The sequence below is a fragment of the Pseudonocardia parietis genome (genome assembly GCF_017876315.1).
GTDB lineage: Bacteria > Actinomycetota > Actinomycetes > Mycobacteriales > Pseudonocardiaceae > Pseudonocardia > Pseudonocardia parietis.
The window spans coordinates 5,631,086-5,644,205 of sequence record NZ_JAGINU010000001.1; the positions used below are offsets into that span (position 1 = coordinate 5,631,086).

Below are 13,120 nucleotides of genomic sequence, written 5' to 3' on the forward strand. Positions count from 1 at the left end.
ACCTGAGAGGGAGTCGAGAGCCGTGAGCAAGCTCAGGACCGAGCGAATCTGGCTCGCCTACGAGGAGAGGACCGTACTGGCCGATCTCTCGGTGGACGTGCCGCAGGGTCGGATCACCTCGATCGTCGGTCCGAACGGCTGCGGGAAGTCGACTCTGCTGCGTGCGATGGCTCGCCTGCTGAAGCCCCGCACCGGCACCGTCTACCTCGACGGCGAGGCCATAGCCAACCTCGCCACCCGCGATGTCGCGAAGAGATTGGGCGTGCTACCCCAGGACCCACGGGCCCCGGAGGGACTCACCGTCCGCGAGCTGGCCTCCCAGGGTCGTTACCCGCACCAGAGTTTCCTCCGGCAGTGGTCGAAGTCCGACGAGCGGGCCGTCGCCCACGCACTGGAGATCACGGGCGTGGACGAGTTCGCCGACCGGCCGTTGGACACGTTGTCCGGTGGCCAGCGTCAGCGTGCCTGGATCTCCATGGCCCTGGCCCAGGAGACCGACACGCTGTTGCTGGACGAGCCCACCACCTTTCTGGACATGGCCCATCAGCTCGAGGTACTCGAACTGCTCGCCCGTCTGAACCGCGAGGAGAAACAGACTTCCGTCATGGTGCTGCACGACCTGAACAGCGCCGCGCGCTACTCGCACCACATGATCGCCCTCTGCGAGGGCGCGGTCCACGCCGCCGGACCGCCGCACGAGGTCGTCACCTCGCGCGTGATCAGGGACATCTTCGGCGTCGAGGCCGACATCATCTACGACCCGCGGAACGGCAGCCCGCAGTGTCTGCCCTACCGGCTGCTCAGGGCTGCCGAGGACTGACGTCGTGCGGTGGGCCGCAGGAACCTCGACGCCGATGACCTGTGGGACGGTGGCCGCCGTCGGTGCGTGGCTTCCCACCGCAGTCCCGAGCCGGCACGTCCCGGCCCGAGTGACGGCCATGCACCTGCGGCACCGGCCGGGACGGTCTGATCCGCGTGCACTCATCGGGACTCACGCTTGGCCACCGGATTTTCGGCGTCCCGGTGTGGCAGCGGCTCGGTCCGCTCGACGTCGAGACCTTGACACGAGAGGACACCGCGCGAGGCAAGACGGACTGGTACGTCGGCACCGTCGTCGCTACGTGCCGCTGGCTCGCACGCTCACGAGCGGCCCGGTCGCCCGCCACCTGGCGTCCTCGCGTCCGAGGAGTTGGTCGCCGAGGAAGTACGCGCCGCTGAGCTACTCACATCACGTCGGCCTCGGCTCACGGCGCAACCAGGCTGATACGAGGGGATCGTCGCCACGCTCCGGTGGGCGTGGCATCAAATCCGCCCCTCCATCGCTACCGAGGCCGGGCACGTCGGAAGGTCACGACATCACCGCTTCGCCGTCCTCGTAGTCCGCGGACGCCTCGGCCTTGGCGATGTCGTCGCCGTGCCATCGACTCACCTCGCTTTCCCGGTGTTCGGCGGCTTCCCACTCGTCCACCGCCTGTCGGGCCTCGATCTCGGCGAGCGCGCCGCGCGTCGCCGACCGAGTCCACGACCTCTGCCGCCTCCGGCACTCGGACCGCGTCGACCTGCAACCCGGCCGGCTCCTCCGCCGCAACCGCTCGGACGTCGTCGACCTGGTCCTCGCCGCGATCGTCATCCATGATCGCGACGTCCTCGTGCACGTCATCGCTGAGATCGTGCTCGGAGATCTCCCGGTGTCGCTCGTCCTCGGCGACGGCGGCGCGGTGCGCCTCCGTCCACTCAGCGGCCGTGACCTCTGGATCCCTCGTCGACCTCGCGGGTGGCAAGTTCTGCGGCGGCCGGCTCCGCCTCGGCCCGGGCCGCGGCGGTATGCGCGAGCCACCGGGCGCGAGCGTCATCGACCTCCTGCAACTGCTCGCTCTGTCGCTCCAGGACCCCGGCCAGGGATCGGCCTCGTGCCCGTCGGCGAGCGTCCGTTTCCGGTGTTCGTCGGGCACGGTCTCCGCCTCGGCACGTCGCAGCGCAGCGTCACGGCGGTGCGCTGCTGCAGCCTGGCGAGTCCCGGCCAGCTCGTCGACGACGTAGCACGGCGCCCACGCTTCCTCCCGCTCCGCGGCCCGGACCCGCGTGCGGAGCTGCTCGTTGGACATCTCCTGGTGCTCCCGGTCGATCTCGGGGTGCCCCAGGGCCCGCCACGCGGCCCGGCAGGCGGCGAACTCCTCGACCTGTCCTGGCTTCGGAGCGGGCCCGAGCACCCGGTCCGTGTCGTCGTGGTCGCGCAGCTCGCGGTAGCGGCGATCGTCCCGGCCTTGTACCGCCAGCCCTGCTGCTCGATCGCGTCGACCGGCAACAGTTCGCGTGCCTCGACCGTCCACGCGGGCGGGTCGGCGAGGGCGTCGAGCCCGAGCTTCTCCGCCTTCTGATCAGCAGCCTCGGCGAGCGCGGCGAGGTAATCGTGCCACTCGTGGTTGTCGACTTTCGGGATCCAGTCCGCCCAGGCCTCCCCCATCGGATCGAACCGGTGGTCCTCACGGATGCGGCTGTAGAGCACGTTCGTGAGGTTTCGGGATCCGGTGAGCGCGCGCTCGATCGCCTGGTCAAGCGCCGCCCGCGGGTCCCGGACGGCGACCTCGGCGTGGCGCAGGATCCGGGTCAGGGTCGCGGTGCCGTCCTCGGCGCGATGCGAGACCGCTGTTCCAGCGTCAGCGTGCCGTCGAGCGTGGGCTGGTCCAGCCACGACGCGGTCGCTCGGTCGCGGCGAGCTGGGCGGCGCCGGCGAGCATCTCGGCGGCGGTGCGGACGCTGTCCGCCCGCTCGACGGCCGCGGTCGCCGCCGCCAGTGCCGACGGCGGTGCCGCGTTCCGACCGATGGCCAGGATCCCGCGATCACCGAGAGCGGGTCGCGGTGCAGGGCTGCCGTGTGCGCTCGTTGGAGTCGACGAGCAACAGCGTCCGGCGTCCGGCGTCCGGCATCCGGCATCCGGCATCCGGCATCCGGCATCCGGCATCCGGCATCCGGCGAGAGTGTCAGCCAGCCACGCCCGTGCACCCGACGCCTCGGCCTCCTCGCGGGTGCCGGCGTCGAGAATCCGGCCCTGCCGGCGGTAGGTGCGCAACACGTCCTCGTCGCCGCACGCAGGCGCAGCGACGCCTCCCGCTACCACGGCGCGTCGAACCAGCGGGCGTCGGCCAGCTCGTCGCGCGACCCGGCTGCCGCGAGCAGCTCCATCCCGCCGCCGGCGCCCACGGCAGCGAGCTGGGCGGTGGTCACCGACGAGCAGGAGATTGGCTCCGGCACGCTCGGCATGGTCGTGGATCGCCGACAGCGACGCCGTGTCCGTCATCGCAGACTCGTCGACGACGACCAGGTCCCTTCCCGCAGCCGCCATCCTTCCACACACGCGCTACTCGCCGTCGCTCGACATGCTCGCAAGCCCGTGAGCTGCAGTGTTGTGCGGCGGGCCGGGCTCGAACCGGCAACCTGACGGGTTATGAGTCCGCTGCTCTGACCAATTGAGCTACCGCCGCTGGGAGCTCGCAGATTACCGGAGCACGCCCGCCGGTCCAGCCCGGCCCGAACGCCCTTGCGTGACCCGATCACCCGTCCGGGACGGGGCCCGCACGACCTACGCTCCCGGCATGCGTCTGGGCTACCTCACCCATGTCACGGGCGACGATCCCGCGCGGGCCTACCGCGAGACCGTCGAGCTCGCCGTACATGCCGAGGAGCTCGGCTACGACTCGTTCTGGGTGGCCCAGCATCACGACGGCCACCTGGGCGGGCGGCTGGCGTCCCCGCTGGTGCTGCTGGCGGCCGCGGCCGAGCGGACCCGGTTGATCCGCCTGGGGACCGCCGCCGTGGCGCTGCCCCTGGAGGACCCGCGCCGCCTCGCCGAGGACGCCGCGGCGCTCGACGCGTTGTCCGGTGGGCGGCTCGAGCTGGGCATCGGCGTCGGGGCGGATCCCACGGCGTCGCAGCGGTTCGGGCGCCGCCACGACGACCGGCGCGCCGACACCCTCGCGACGCTGGACGTCCTGCTGGAGCTTCTGCCCACCGCGCTCGCCGAGCAGCGGACGTGGTGGGCTACCGCGTCCTCTTCGGACGCCGCAGCGGACCGTGGACTGGGGCTCCTGTCCGGGAAGCCCGCGGTCGACGGCTCCGGGGGCGTCCCCGACCTCGCCCGGTACTGGACCTACGCGCGCGGCGTGCCCCGGGTCGCGCTCTCCCGTCCCCTGCCGGCCGGTCACTCCACCGGCCGGATCATCGACGACCTGCTCGCCGACGCCGCGCTGCCCTGGGCCGGCGAGGTCGTCGTGCAGGCGCAGCCGGCGACGGCGACCGCCGACGTGCACCGGGAGGTCATGGAGCGGACCGCGCGGTACGTGCGCCCGTTCCTCGGCGTGGCCGGGCCGGCCCACCCGCCACCGGTGCCGCAGGCCGATGACGAACCCGACGACGACGTCCCGCTGCTGCGGCCGCGACCGGTGCTGCGCACGGCGCGATAACGAGCGGACCGATAGCCCGGCTCGTGCGAACGGCCGGCACAGCGCACCGCGCCGGTCCGCCGACCCTACCCGTCGAGCACGTACGGTGATCCTCTGCGGACCGCCGGGCACCGGGTCACTCCGACATTGCCTCCACACCCGCACGCCGATGACGCGTGCCCTGCGGAGGTTCCCCCGTGGCCCTGGTCCGCCACAACGCTGCCACCCTGCGTGCCAAGGCTCAGGCCCGTGAGCTGGACGAACTCCTCGTGCGAGAGGCCCGGATCGCGTTCGACAGCGCGGTCGGTGCCGGGGAGGTCCGTTCCTGGCGGGAGAGCCTGCCCGCGCTGCTCGCCGACGTCCACGACGCCGGTCTCGACCACGTCGAGGTCCTGATTGAGCACAAGCTGCCGTTCTCCCCGAAACGGGTCGACGCGATCCTCTGCGGCGTCCACCCGTCCACGAGGCGACCCAGCTACGTCGTCGTCGAGCTCAAGCAGTGGACGAACGCGGTGCAGCGCGCGGACGGCCTCGTCGACGTCCCGCAGTACGGCCGGCCCGTCCTGCACCCCGTCGACCAGGTCCGCGGCTACTGCGACTATCTCGTCGACTTCGTGCCCGCGCTCGCGCCCGAGCACAGCGACGTCCACGGCATCGCCTACCTGCACAACGCCGCCGCGGCCGGGTGGACGCTGAGCAACTACGAGGTCGACGAGCAGGGCAGACTCTTCCGCGGTGACCAGCGCGGCAAGCTGGTGCAGGAGCTGCGGGGGCTGCTCGACGCCGATCCGGCCACCGCGCACGCGTGCCGAAACGCAGCCGATCATCTCCTGGACGCGGCACCGCGGCCGTCGAAGCCGCTTCTCAGAGCGTGTTTGAGAAGCGTCGGCGTGTCTGCGGGACGCGAGGGTGGATTGAGTCCACGGTGGATGGGTGGCTCGACGGAGGAAGCGGTATCCCTCGGACACCAGCGATGAGCAGTGGGCGCTGATCGAGACCCTGCTGCCCGCGCCTGGGTCGGGCGGGCGGCCGGAGAAGCACCCGCGCCGGGACGTGGTCGACGCGATCCTCTACGTGGTACGCGCTGGCTGCTCCTGGCGCGCCCTACCAGCTGATTTCCCGCCGTGGCAGACCGTGTACTGGTACTTCAACCGGTGGGAGCAGCAGCGGGTCACCGAGAAGATCCTCCCGATCGTGCGTAGACAGCTCCGAGCAGCCGAGCCTGCGTTCCGCAGCTGATGGTGGATTCTGGGACACGTCTGGGCGGTGTGGGCAGGTCAGCGGTTCGCGCCTAGTGTTCGACCGCGTGAACGCCTAGTACACGAATCGTCCCGTGTAGGTTGATTGACGTGGCTGGATGTCGATAGTGTCTGGGACATGTTCTTGCGGGAGGTGAAGCGGCAGAACCGCAACGGGACCCGGGTGTCCTACCTGCAGCTGGTCCACAACGACTGGGACCCTGCTGCCCGCGCCGCTCGCACCAAGATCCTCTACAGCTTCGGGCGGACCGATCAGGTCGACACCGCGGCGATCGAGCGGCTGATCGTGTCGCTGTCACGGCTGCTCGACCCGGCAGCGGCGCTCAAGGCCACCGCCGGTTCGGATCTGAGCTTGCTCGGCTCGCGCCCGCTGGGCGGCACGGATGTCCTCGACGGGCTGTGGCGCCGGCTGGGCATCGACACGGTGCTCAACAGGTTGCTGGCCAAGCGGCGGGGCAGCGCGCCGTTCGAGCGGGTGCTGTTCGGGCTGGTCGCCAATCGGGCCCTGGCGCCGTCGTCGAAGCTGGCCGCCGCGGACTGGATCTCGAACGATGTGCACATCGACGGCCTGCCCGAGACCTCCGACGATGTCTGCTACCGGGCGATGGACTGGCTCCACGACGTGCGCGAACACCTGGAGCGCGAGGTGTTTGCCCAGGTCGCGAACCTGCTCAACCTCGAGGTCGACCTGCTGTTCTTCGATACCACCTCCACCTACTTCGAGCTGGAGGATCCCGACACACCGGTGGACCGCGACGAACACGGGCAGGTCGTGGCCGGCCGGGACGGCAAGGACGGTCAGGACGGTCAGGACGGCACCGACGACGAGCAGAGCGCGGCCGGGTTCCGGACTTACGGCAAGTCGAAGGACTCCCGCGACGACCTGCCCCAGATCGTGATCGGGATGGCGGTGACCCGCGAGGGGATCCCGGTGCGGGTGTGGTGCTGGCCGGGCAACACCGCCGACTCGAAACTGATCCGCCAGGTCCGCGACGACATGCGGGACTGGACCCTGTCGAAGATCGTGTGGGTCGCCGACCGCGGCTTCTCCTCACAAGCCAACCGCCGCTACCTACGTCGCGGCGAGCACACCTACATCATCGGCGAGAAGCTCCGCTCGGACAGCCCGGAGATCAAGACCGCCCTGTCGCGGCAGGGCCGCTACACCACCATCGGCGAGAACCTGCGGGTCAAGGAAGTGCAGGTCTCCGACAGCGAGCGGTTCGTGATCTGCCACAACCCCGAGGCCGCCGAGCGCGACGCCCACATCCGCGACCGGCTCGTCGCCCAACTCGACGAGCTCATCGCCGGATCCGACAAGCTCCCGACGATGAAACGCGGCGAGCTGCGCGGGAAGATCTCGACCAAGCCCGGCCTGAACCGCTACCTGCGCCTCACCCCCGGCGGGCTGCTGCGCATCGACAAGGCGAAGATCAAGACCGAGGCCAACCTGGACGGCAAGTACCTGCTGCGCTGCTCGGACCCGCACCTGAGCGCCACCGACATCGCGCTGGGCTACAAGCAACTCCTCGAAGTCGAGCGCGGCTGGCGCGACATGAAACAGATCCTCGACCTGCGCCCGGTCTATCACCGCCTCGAAGAACGCATCCGCGCCCACGTCATGCTCTGCTGGCTCGCGCTACTGCTCATCCGCATCGCCGAGACCACCACCGGCCAGACCTGGCACCACATCCGCCGCGACCTCGACCGGCTCCACGCCGTCACCTTCACCGGCCCCACCGGGACATTCCGCCAGCGCACCGACCCCACCAAGCCCCAGACCGACCTCTACGCCCGACTCGACCTCCCCCTCCCCAAGAAGATCATCGAGATCACCCCCGCAGGTCGCTGACCAGGCACAACGCCACCGCCTAGTAACACACGCACTGCGCGTGCTCACCCTCATTTCCGCAGGTCAACATCGCAATCCGCGTCCTAGACGCTCACCTCGGCTGCGGAACGCAGGCCGAGGGGCGTGACCCTGAGCCGAGCGCGGGGATCATCGACTCCCAGAGCGTGCGTGGCGCCGATACCGTCGGCCGCGACTCCCGCGGCTACGACGCCGGGAAGAAGGTCAACGGTCGCAAACGATTCATCGTCACCGACACCCTCGGGCTGCTGCTCACGGTGATGGTCTGCTCTGCCGGGCGTCAGGACCGCGACGGCGCCAAGACCGCCCTGCTCGGCGCCTACTTGGCCACCACGGTGCGATTCGTGTTCGCCGACGCCGGGTTCGCCGGACGCCTGGTCGACTGGGCGCAGACCATCGTGGGCACCACGATCGAGATCGTGCGCAAACCCGCCGGTCAGCGCGGTTTCGTCGTCATCCCACGACGCTGGGCGGTCGAACGCAGCCTGGCCTGGTTGACCGCCCACCGTCGCTTGGCTCGCGACTACGAACGTCACCGGGCGACCTCCGAGGCGATGATCCGTTGGGCCGCGATCAACACCATGACCCGCCGCCTCGCCCGCGGCGGACCTGCCACCCGACAGCAGCGACGCACCTTCACCCAAACAAGTTGATCTTCTCAAACACGCTCTCAGTGTGGCGGCGGACGAGGTGAAGCGGCGTGAACAGTTCGTGCTGGTCGACGAGCAGAAGGTGGCCTACACGCTCGTCGAGCACGCCGTCGACCGCGCGCACCGGCACAACACGAAGACCGCGGTGATCGTCCTCGGTGGACCGGGCTCCGGGAAGAGCGTGCTGGCGCTGAGCCTGCTCGGCGATCTGTCCCGCAAGGGCCGGGAGGTCATGCACGCCACCGGGTCGAGCGCGTTCACCCAGACCCTGCGCAAGATCGTCGTCGGGTCACGCTCCGCGCGGTCGCAGAAGATCTTCCAGTACTTCAACAGCTTCATCGGGCTCGAACCGAACTCGCTCGACGTCGTCATCTGCGACGAGGCGCACCGGATCCGGGAGACCAGCGTCAATCGGTTCACGAAGGCCGAGAAGCGGGCGAAGGCCCGCCCGCAGGTGGACGAGCTGATCGGTATCGCCCGGGTGCCGGTGTTCCTTCTCGACGAGCACCAGGTCGTGCGCCCCGGCGAGATGGGCACCGAGGCCGAGATCCGGGCAGCCGCGGAACGCGCCGGGTGCCGGGTCGAGGTCGTCCGGCTCGCCGGGCAGTACCGGTGCGGCGGTTCGGAGTTCTACGAGCAGTGGGTGCTGCGCCTGCTCGGGCTCGATCCCCGCCCCCCGATCCGCTGGTCCGAGCTGACCGGGACCGCGCGGGACGAGACATACCGGGTCGCGGCGTTGCCGTCCCCCACAGCCTTGGAGGGATGGCTCCTCGCGAAGGCCGAGGGCACGTCCGAGACCGCACGGCTCGCGGCCGGCTACCGCTGGCGGTGGAGCGACCCCGTCACCGACGACGGCGGGCGCCGGCTCGTCGACGACGTCGTGATCGGTGGGTGGTCCCGGCCGTGGAACGCCAAACCCGAGAAGGCCGTGCCGGACGTCCCGCCGTCGCACTTCTGGGCCAGCGATAACCGTGGGTTCGGGCAGGTCGGCTGCATCTACACCGCGCAGGGCTTCGAGTACGACTGGTCCGGCGTGATCATGGGGCCGGACCTCGTACGACGGGGCGCTGCCTGGTTGGCCGACCGGTCGTCGTCGCACGACGGGCCGGTGCGGAAGGCGGGCGACGACGAGTTCCCCGCGCTCGTCCGCAACACCTACAAGGTGCTGCTCACCCGCGGCATGAAGGGCACGGCGGTGTTCTCCACCGACCCGCAGACCCAGGCGTTCCTCGAGGAGATGTGCCGCTGATCAACCCGGCTCGGCGCTGCCGCCCGCTCCCTTCCCGGCACAGTCCAGCGCGAGCCGGCTCAGGTCGGAGCCTCGCAACCCCGGCCACCCGTGCACATCCCGGCGCCACGGATCCGGTACCGCCGAGGCACCGAACCCGGCCCCGAGCAGCGCCCCGGCGATCGCGGCGACGGTGCCCGTCTCCCCACCACCGCGGACCGCGGTGACCACCCCCTCGGAGAACGACGACGCCGGCTCGACCGCCGCCCACGCCCCGAACAGGGCGGCGACCACCCAACCGTTGTTCCGCGCGTAGGACCTCGGCGGCAGGTACTCCGACTCCTCCACATAGACCGCCCACTGCGGATCGAGCCGGTCGAGTCCGACGCGCAGGTCCCGGGTGCCGGTACGCACGGCGTGGTCGACCGTCAGGCACCACAACGCGCAGGCCTCCCCCGCGACCGGGTCGTGGTGGGTCAGCGCGCTGACCGCGTGCGCGGCCTCGACGATCGCGGCCGGGTCGCCGAGGTGGGCGAGCGCGACCGGCGCGGTGCGCATCAGCGATGCGTTGCCGGCGCTGCGTCCGGTGCGCTCAGCAGCGCGGGCAGCCCCAGGACCGCGGCCCGCACGGTGCAGCTCGGCAGCCCGGTCCCGCATCCGCGCCGCCGACCCCGGACCGGGCTGCAGGCCGGTGAGCACCGCGCGGGTCCGGGGATCGACGGCCGTCGGGTCGGTGGCGAACCACTCCAGGAACCCGTCGGCGATCGCGTCGAGCGCCTCGGGACTGCGCAGGTCCGCGCCGGTCGCGGCGACCTGCGCGATCACGCACATCGTCGCGATGCCGTCGCTCCACTGCCCGGGCGCCCGGTCGCCGACACCGCCGCCGAGCATCTCCGGGGCATCGGTGAGTGCGCGCGAGCCGTGCTCGTAGGGCGCACCCAGCGCGTCCCCGACCGCGGCGCCCAGCAGTGCGCCGGCGGCCCGGTCGCGCACCCCGTCCACGCCTTCACCGGCCATGACGACGCGGACTCTACCGGCGCCTGCCCGACCCGACCCGGTTCCCAGCACGTACACGAGGCCGTCCTCGGCGGACGTCTGCAGACGAAACCCTTCCCCGGCACATGGCACCGGGCTCGGCGACCGGCGTGAGCACGGTCGGCAGGCCGGCCCGGACGTTCCGGCGGCGCGTTCCGCGGAACGCGCGCGCCGTACCCAGCAACGAGCCCGGCGGCGCGCGGACACCCCACCCCTACTCCCGACCTGCCCCGGTTTCCACAGACCGCACCTGATGTCTCGTGGCCCGATCCGCGTTCCGCGGAACGCACGCACCGGCCACGCCACGGGCCCGGGCACCACAAGGGAGCCCACCTCGCCATCTGACCGACCGACGTTCCGCGGAACGCACCCAGCCCCTCGGAGCCTCTCCCGACGACCAGCCCACCCGGCCTGGGTGCCGTGGACCGGACACACCGGCCGAACAACTCGGGCACCGCGAGGGCACCCCGCTCATGACCACGCTGCGTTCCGCGGAACGCGCCCAGTTTCGACCATGCCGCGTTCCGCGGAACGGACACACCGAGCCCTGACCGACCGAGAAAGGCGCGACTGCCGGCCGCATCGCGGCACCCGATCGGCCCCGGTGCCCCGCCCGTCTGCGTTCCGCGGAACGCATCCCGGACACGTGCAACGGCCTCCCGACCGGCCGATGCCTGGCGACCCATCTGCCTCCACCTCGTGGTCGTTCCGCGGAACGCGGGTCGATGCCTCCGGCGGCGCCGCGCTCGCCCCGGCTACACACACTCAGGGAGCCTGAGTTCACCGGGCCCGCGGACGTGCCCCGGCCGCTGCTGCAACCGGCTGCGCCGCGCGTCGCTCCCGTCGAACACGGCAGCCCTGCGTTGTTCGCTCAGCTGATGCAGCCGCCGGCTGACCGAGCGCCCTCATGTCGGAGCGAACGCACGACACGACATCGGGTCTGATCGATCGGCCGGCCGGATTTCCGGTCGCACGGCACAGCCTGGTCTGTGATGCCTCGCGAGGACGTACTTCGCCGGGGAACTGATCGAGAGACGCTCTCATTCGCCTGGAGAGCGCCGACCGGGAACCCGCGACCGGCCTGCCGACGTTGTCACGGCATGTACGAGTACAAGGTGGTCGAGCTCCGCGAGGGGCTCATCGGCGGCAAGATGTCCGGCGACAAGCTGGAGCGGATCCTCAACGACCATGCCGGCAAGGGCTGGCAGCTGAAGTCGATCACCTCGACCGAGGTGAAGGGCCGGGTCGGGCCCGGCGGCGTCGACGGCATCTTGGTGACCTTCGAACGGCAGCGCTAGCGAGGCTCCTCACCACGCCCAGCTCCCCGTCACCAGCGCGACGCCGGTGAGGGTGAGCAGCCCGACGACGATGTGCTCGCCCGGTCCGCCGGTCCGGAAACGCAGGAAGTCCGGCCAGCGGATCCAGGCCAGCGGCCAGAACGCGAACCGGTTCCCGGCCGAGGTCAGCTCGTCGCCGATCGCCCCGATCCAGCACCCGGCGCCCGCGGCGACACCCGTCCAGACCGCGGTGTCGCCGGGCACCAGGAACCCGGTCCCCCACCAGGCGAGCAGCCCGACCAGCGCCGCGAACGGCGGTGAGTGGGACAGGCCGCGGTGCGAGATCCCGGTGAGCCGTTTCGACAGCCACCGGATCACCCGGCACAGCAGCCAGGTGATCGGCCCCAACGCCCGGGTCGCGGTGCTGGACGGGTGGTCGAGGTCCGGCGCGAACGCCGCCAGTGCGCACACCACCACGACGACCGGGACCAGGATCGGCGGCGGTGGGACGACCGTGCAGACGGCCAGTCCCAGCACCGCCCCCGACAGCGCGTGGGTACGGCCCATCACCTCGTCATCACGGCGGCGGCACTCCCGGGGTCGGCGGACGGGTCACGGCGCGCGCGACCGGTCCCGGCCAGGGACGGCGGCCGGGCGGGCCGATACCCACCCTACGTAACCGTCACGGACGGTGACCGTCGCGACACGCGGGTGTCCTCCGCGGACCCGGATGATTCGGCCCGGGCACGCGAGGTACCCCGAGGGCATGACCGACGATCTGCCGATTCCCGACTACGACCAACTACCGGAGAACTCGATCGCCCACCGGGTGCGCACGCTCGACGCCGACGGGGTGGCACGCCTGCTGGAGCACGAACGCGGGCATGCGAACCGCGTCCAGGTCGTGCAGCTGCTCGAACGCCGGCTCGACGACCTGCGCTCCGGAGCCGCGGAGCCGACCGGCGGCGACCCTGCCGGTGCCCAGCCCGAGGTTCCGTCCACACCGGACCGCGGTTCGCCCGTCGAGGACAGCGACAAGCAGGCGAACAACCAGCCGCTGCGCCACGGCGTCGCGGGACAGACCCCGAACCGCCCGATCCGCTGAGCCGGCACCGCGTACCGAGGAGGACCGATGACCTTCCGCGACGACCTTCGTGTCGACAAGGCGCTGCAGGGCGCCGACTTCCCGCGCACCCGCCAGGAGGTGCTCGACTACGCCCGCGACCGCGACGCGGACGAGAAGACCCTGGAAGCCATGCGCGGGCTGCCGGAGCGCACCTACGAGAGCATCGGCCAGGTGGTCGACGCCGTTCCGCAGGAGCCCGAGGGCGACAGCCCGGGCGGCACCGACCGCTGAGTGC

At 71.2% G+C, this 13,120-nt stretch carries 14 protein-coding genes, 1 tRNA gene and 2 pseudogenes; 11 read left to right on the top strand and 6 right to left on the bottom strand.

Annotated elements, in window-relative coordinates; translation table 11 throughout:
* The first annotated feature begins 22 nt into the window (after positions 1-22).
* Together JOF36_RS26370 and JOF36_RS26375 are read left to right on the top strand one after the other, a co-directional pair.
* Positions 23-820: an ABC transporter ATP-binding protein gene (locus JOF36_RS26370; protein ID WP_210031939.1), complete on the top strand. Its 798-nt coding sequence runs from the start codon at positions 23-25 to the stop codon at positions 818-820.
* A gap of 1,090 nt (positions 821-1,910) precedes the next feature.
* Positions 1,911-2,378, top strand: coding sequence for a hypothetical protein (locus JOF36_RS26375; protein ID WP_210031941.1), 468 nt, complete (start codon positions 1,911-1,913; stop codon positions 2,376-2,378).
* A 279-nt stretch (positions 2,379-2,657) separates the two neighbouring features.
* Here JOF36_RS26375 and JOF36_RS39440 read toward each other — a convergent pair whose 3' ends face one another.
* From JOF36_RS39440 to JOF36_RS26385, 4 genes and pseudogenes are all read right to left on the bottom strand, one after another.
* Positions 2,658-3,074: a hypothetical protein gene (locus JOF36_RS39440; protein WP_245350986.1), complete on the bottom strand. Its 417-nt coding sequence runs from the start codon at positions 3,072-3,074 to the stop codon at positions 2,658-2,660.
* Positions 3,075-3,112: 38 nt separating this feature from the next.
* Positions 3,113-3,253 (bottom strand): hypothetical protein, encoded by a 141-nt coding sequence (locus tag JOF36_RS39445; RefSeq protein WP_245350987.1) that lies wholly within the window; start codon positions 3,251-3,253, stop codon positions 3,113-3,115.
* A gap of 19 nt (positions 3,254-3,272) precedes the next feature.
* A pseudogene (locus JOF36_RS41460) lies at positions 3,273-3,344 on the bottom strand (hypothetical protein); the annotation flags it as partial.
* Between the two features lie 64 nt (positions 3,345-3,408).
* A tRNA-Ile gene (locus tag JOF36_RS26385) sits at positions 3,409-3,483 on the bottom strand.
* 111 nt (positions 3,484-3,594) lie between these two features.
* Between JOF36_RS26385 and JOF36_RS26390 the strand changes: the two genes are divergently transcribed.
* The 6 genes and pseudogenes from JOF36_RS26390 (at position 3,595) to JOF36_RS26415 (ending at position 9,468) form a co-directional block, all read left to right on the top strand.
* The gene (locus JOF36_RS26390) at positions 3,595-4,461 is read left to right on the top strand and encodes an LLM class flavin-dependent oxidoreductase (RefSeq protein ID WP_210031945.1); all 867 of its coding nucleotides are present in this window, start codon (positions 3,595-3,597) and stop codon (positions 4,459-4,461) included.
* A 176-nt stretch (positions 4,462-4,637) separates the two neighbouring features.
* Positions 4,638-5,417 carry a hypothetical protein gene (locus JOF36_RS26395; RefSeq protein WP_210031947.1) on the top strand — a complete coding sequence of 260 codons (780 nt, stop codon included), beginning with the start codon at positions 4,638-4,640 and terminating at the stop codon, positions 5,415-5,417.
* Positions 5,374-5,578 (top strand): annotated as a pseudogene (locus tag JOF36_RS39450) (transposase); the annotation flags it as partial. The gene JOF36_RS26395 and the pseudogene JOF36_RS39450, both read left to right, overlap by 44 nt.
* Positions 5,579-5,817: 239 nt before the next feature.
* A complete protein-coding gene (locus tag JOF36_RS26405) occupies positions 5,818-7,551 on the top strand; it encodes an IS1634 family transposase (protein WP_245350988.1) in 1,734 nt (577 codons plus the stop codon).
* A gap of 74 nt (positions 7,552-7,625) precedes the next feature.
* On the top strand, positions 7,626-8,222 hold the full coding sequence (locus JOF36_RS26410; protein WP_372447464.1) for a transposase: 597 nt from the start codon (positions 7,626-7,628) through the stop codon (positions 8,220-8,222).
* 22 nt (positions 8,223-8,244) lie between these two features.
* Positions 8,245-9,468 (top strand): DUF2075 domain-containing protein, encoded by a 1,224-nt coding sequence (locus JOF36_RS26415; RefSeq protein WP_307862609.1) that lies wholly within the window; start codon positions 8,245-8,247, stop codon positions 9,466-9,468.
* On the opposite strand, the gene JOF36_RS26420 is transcribed toward JOF36_RS26415, so the two are convergent.
* The gene (locus JOF36_RS26420; protein ID WP_210031954.1) at positions 9,469-10,464 is read right to left on the bottom strand and encodes an ADP-ribosylglycohydrolase family protein; all 996 of its coding nucleotides are present in this window, start codon (positions 10,462-10,464) and stop codon (positions 9,469-9,471) included.
* Positions 10,465-11,582: 1,118 nt separating this feature from the next.
* On the opposite strand from JOF36_RS26420, the gene JOF36_RS26425 reads away from it, so the two are divergent.
* The gene (locus JOF36_RS26425; RefSeq protein ID WP_210031956.1) at positions 11,583-11,780 is read left to right on the top strand and encodes a DUF4177 domain-containing protein; all 198 of its coding nucleotides are present in this window, start codon (positions 11,583-11,585) and stop codon (positions 11,778-11,780) included.
* Between the two features lie 9 nt (positions 11,781-11,789).
* Here the strand turns inward: JOF36_RS26425 and JOF36_RS26430 are convergent, their stop codons facing one another.
* Positions 11,790-12,326, bottom strand: coding sequence for a metal-dependent hydrolase (locus JOF36_RS26430; protein ID WP_210031958.1), 537 nt, complete (start codon positions 12,324-12,326; stop codon positions 11,790-11,792).
* A gap of 199 nt (positions 12,327-12,525) precedes the next feature.
* Between JOF36_RS26430 and JOF36_RS26435 the strand changes: the two genes are divergently transcribed.
* A complete protein-coding gene (locus tag JOF36_RS26435) occupies positions 12,526-12,864 on the top strand; it encodes a DUF8129 domain-containing protein (RefSeq protein WP_245350989.1) in 339 nt (112 codons plus the stop codon).
* A 27-nt stretch (positions 12,865-12,891) separates the two neighbouring features.
* The gene (locus JOF36_RS26440; protein WP_210031960.1) at positions 12,892-13,116 is read left to right on the top strand and encodes a DUF2795 domain-containing protein; all 225 of its coding nucleotides are present in this window, start codon (positions 12,892-12,894) and stop codon (positions 13,114-13,116) included.
* Positions 13,117-13,120: the final 4 nt, after the last annotated feature.

Bases quoted from the DNA above. Each gene is read 5' to 3' on its own strand.
- JOF36_RS26390 (WP_210031945.1), top strand. From the start codon at position 3,595: ATGCGTCTGGGCTACCTCACCCATGTCACGGGCGACGATCCCGCGCGG.
- JOF36_RS26405 (WP_245350988.1), top strand. From the start codon at position 5,818: ATGTTCTTGCGGGAGGTGAAGCGGCAGAACCGCAACGGGACCCGGGTG.
- JOF36_RS26420 (WP_210031954.1), bottom strand. From the start codon at position 10,464: ATGGCCGGTGAAGGCGTGGACGGGGTGCGCGACCGGGCCGCCGGCGCA.
- JOF36_RS26425 (WP_210031956.1), top strand. From the start codon at position 11,583: ATGTACGAGTACAAGGTGGTCGAGCTCCGCGAGGGGCTCATCGGCGGC.
- JOF36_RS26430 (WP_210031958.1), bottom strand. From the start codon at position 12,326: ATGGGCCGTACCCACGCGCTGTCGGGGGCGGTGCTGGGACTGGCCGTC.
- JOF36_RS26435 (WP_245350989.1), top strand. From the start codon at position 12,526: ATGACCGACGATCTGCCGATTCCCGACTACGACCAACTACCGGAGAAC.
- JOF36_RS26440 (WP_210031960.1), top strand. From the start codon at position 12,892: ATGACCTTCCGCGACGACCTTCGTGTCGACAAGGCGCTGCAGGGCGCC.